At 63.2% G+C, this 3,357-nt stretch carries 4 protein-coding genes; all 4 read right to left on the reverse strand.

Features of this window, described 5'->3' with window-relative positions:
* Positions 1 to 2,089: terminase gpA endonuclease subunit (locus tag ACILRA_RS21225; RefSeq protein WP_395664040.1), on the reverse strand; the 2,089-nt coding region annotated here is incomplete at its 3' end.
* 148 nt (positions 2,090 to 2,237) lie between these two features.
* Positions 2,238 to 2,678, reverse strand: a complete 441-nt coding sequence (locus ACILRA_RS21230) for a type II toxin-antitoxin system VapC family toxin (protein WP_395664041.1) — start codon at positions 2,676 to 2,678, stop codon at positions 2,238 to 2,240.
* Complete coding sequence (locus ACILRA_RS21235; protein ID WP_395664042.1) at positions 2,675 to 2,977, reverse strand: hypothetical protein; 303 nt, start codon at positions 2,975 to 2,977, stop codon at positions 2,675 to 2,677. Before ACILRA_RS21235 ends, ACILRA_RS21230 begins: the two co-directional genes overlap by 4 nt.
* 133 nt (positions 2,978 to 3,110) lie before the next feature.
* Positions 3,111 to 3,357: hypothetical protein (locus tag ACILRA_RS21240; protein ID WP_395664043.1), on the reverse strand; the 247-nt coding region annotated here is incomplete at its 5' end.

The following is a 3,357-nucleotide window of genomic DNA, read 5'->3' on the forward strand; positions in this document are numbered from 1 at the left end:
ATTCCGTCCCCACGCAGCGATGACCGCCGCAGTGTAGGTGCCGCCGCGCTTCGACATGATAGTCTTGTTTCCCTGGATGCGGAAGTTGCCGCCGATCTCGCGGGCGAGGCGCTCGCCCATGTGGATGAAGCTCTCGTCGCGCATCTCGAAGTATTTGCGCTTTATAGAGGCCAGCGACGGGTCGATCTCGATCTCCGTGACGCCCGCCGTCTGGCCCGCCTCCTTGAGGATGCCCTCGAGCAGCGCGTAATAGGCTTCGCGGAGCCTCGCAGTCGAGATAGTGGTTGGCGCGCGATTTCTGGACCCACTGCGGCTTGCCGGTGGCGCCGTCCACGACGCGGACTTCAGATACGAGTTGCTTTGCGTAATCCTCATCAATATCGTCGGGCACGATGAACGAGCCCGGCTGGTCGAGAGGTGTCCGAATGCGCGAGACCAGCAGCGACTTGAAGAAGTCGGTCGAGAGCCAGACAAGGTCTATGGAATAGGACGCCTTCTTGCCCTTGGCAGTCACCTCGATCTTCGACACCCGGTACGGCGGTGACATGGTGGAACGGCCCTTGGTGGGAGAGACCAGCCACGGGTAGCGCCGTGTAAATTCATAGACCTTGTGCTCGTCACCCGCGTCCGGCTTGTTGGGCCTGAACCCTGAGTCGACAAAGACCCGCTCGATCTGCAGACCCACAATCGGCGATAGCATCAGGTCGGCAAGAGCGTTCCATACCTCGTCATCGTCGGTGGGGCCGAAGAGTTGTCCCCGGTCGATGAGCCAGGAGCGCCCGCGTGCGCCGAAGCCCCGGATCGTGTAGTAGAGCGACAGCTTCTGGACATCAACGCCCATGCCAAGACGGAGAACACCGTCGGGAACTTCCTTTAGTCGGTAGGGCTGCCGCCGCTGGAAGATTTCCTGCCAGTCGAGCGCATCCCGCCCCGCTGCCGGGGTGAAGCATTCGCCGAACCCGGCATTGAGCGCCGTCTGCACCTGGTCGGGATCGCCCGAGGCCAGGGCGCGCACATAGCGCTCGATCCTCATGCCCCAGGAAACGAAGGGGCTGGCAAGCCCGCTGGCCCAGAAGCTGATCACCGCATTGTCAGGGGGCTCGCCCCGGACTTCTCCTTCCTCTACCCATTGTCCCGGGGCGACATAAAGCCCCCGGGCATTCATCTCCTGCTTGTCGGCATCCTGGTGCAGCCCACCGCAATGGGGACATTCCAGCTGGGCCGCCTTGGCGGCTTCCGCCGGCGTTGCATTCTCGGGCCAGCGCATCTGCTCGAAGCGCGGCACGAAGTATTTATCGCAGTGCAGGCACGGCCAGCAGAAGTGGTGCCGGGTGCCAGACTGCCAGAGCTTCCAGATGGCGCTCTCCACCGCCTCGGGGACGGCGATCTTCCAGAACCGGAGGCCGTTGCGTTCATCAAGCTCGCTTTCGATCAACCCGCGGGACGGCGTGGACGTGATGGCGGTAACGAAGTCGGCATAGGTCTCGCCGCGTGCCTCCACCAGCCCAAGCGGATCTCCCTGCCCCTTCACGTTTGCCAGCATCTCGTCGTACTCGTCGACCAGCGCGAGCGCCGCGGGGCTCGACTTGAGCGCGGCAGAGGATCCCGCGTGAGCAAGGCGCACCGGCACCCCCGCCACGATCTTGAGCGTCTTCTTCATGCGCTTGCCGCGGACAACCTTGGCCGACAGCGTCTCCGCCTCGTCCAGCAAGCTCATGAGGCGCGGCTCGAACTGGTCGGTCAGGAAGTCCCTGATGGGGCCGACGTAGAGAATCGGCGCCGGGCGTTGATCAAGGCGCGCACCGATGAGGTCGATCAAATTTTCAGTTTTGCCACTTTGCGCAGAACACACCATGACCACGCGCTTGTACGCTCCGCCATGCACCGCCCGCGCCATCGGCACCATGTAGGGCGTGAGCCACGGATCCCGCGGACCCGGCAGACCCGAGGTCTCTGGATAGACCCTATGAAGCCGCGCCCACTCGTCAGGCGGCAGCTTCGGTGAGGGCCGAAGGATCGCTTCCGCCAGCCTCCAGGCCTTGACCCTCTTCTGCGGTTCGCCGGGCACGGCACGAACGGACGGCTTCACGGCAGCAGATGTCCATCATGCGACATGCGCGCCTCCACTTTCCCGGAGCAAGGATGGCTGCGCCATAGGGCACCGAACCTTTCCTTAGCCGCGCGCCAAGGAAAGGATTTGCCGATATAGTATTTTAGCCATGTCGCAATAGTTGCAATTACGCCGATAGGTGACCTTCGTCCTTCAGAGGCGAGAACGGATCAAGCAGCATGACGCCAGTGCGTTCGACATCGGAAATGTTGCGCGTCACCAGTGTCAGGCCATGAACCTTGGCCGTGGCGGCGAGAAGACCATCGATGAACGGCACCTGATCCGGAACGCCGAGCAGCGCCCACATTTCAGCAATCGGTTCGGTGATGGGCAGCACCCGGTCAGCCAGTCCGGCACGCATGTGGGAAAACCAGCCATCAAGCCCCTTCGCCTGCTCGGGATCGTGGCGGCGCTTCAGCTCTATACCGCGCCTGATCTCCGCGAGGACAATCACGCTGGTGCCAATCTCCTTCACCGGCGTCGCAGCAACCCACTTCGCGACATTGGGATGGGCCCGGTCTCGCTTGCGGATCTCAGAAATCACATTCGTGTCGACGAGGAACCTCACAGGTCAACCTCGCGCCAGCCCTTCTGGCGCGGCTGACCAAAAACACCCTCGAAGGCTTCTTCCGGAAGGTCGGAACCGAAGACATCAAACGCGGTCCGCTTCCCTCTTTCCCCGAGTGCCTGTTCGAGGACCGACCGCAGCATCCTGGCCCGGTCCGGCTCACCGCGCAGCGTTTCCGCCAGTCCGCGGATCAGGCCTGCATCCGCCCTGTCAGCCTGCACCTCCACGCGAACCAGGCCGCGCGCGGCAGCCCGGCGACGGGTCGTGGCGGACGCCTTCTTCTGGGATGCGCTTGCCATGTTCGGTTCTCCGTCGTTTCAGTTGTCTCGGTTATATCACCGGATGACTGGCCTTGCCAATGTAAAACCGCAACCCCTGCCTCAGTAACCACCGCGGGCCGGGATTGCGCTGGCGTGACCACGGACATTGGCTTCACCCATCGGCAGCCTCGCCTCGGGACAGAGCATGGCTTCTGCCAGCCTCCATACCTTCCGCCTTTTCTGCGGCTCGCTGGGAAAGGCGCGACAGAATGCCATCGATCTCCGTTTCAACCTTCTGGCGCTCGGCCACGATGCGGGTCAGCCGGGCGGGAAGCCCTGCCAACTCCGACCTCACCATGCCAGCCAGCTCCGCCATGTCGTTCAGCGCATCCTCGACCGGGATCAGTTCCCGTGAGCGC

The organism is Aestuariivirga sp. (assembly GCF_044239095.1).
GTDB lineage: Bacteria > Pseudomonadota > Alphaproteobacteria > Rhizobiales > Aestuariivirgaceae > Aestuariivirga.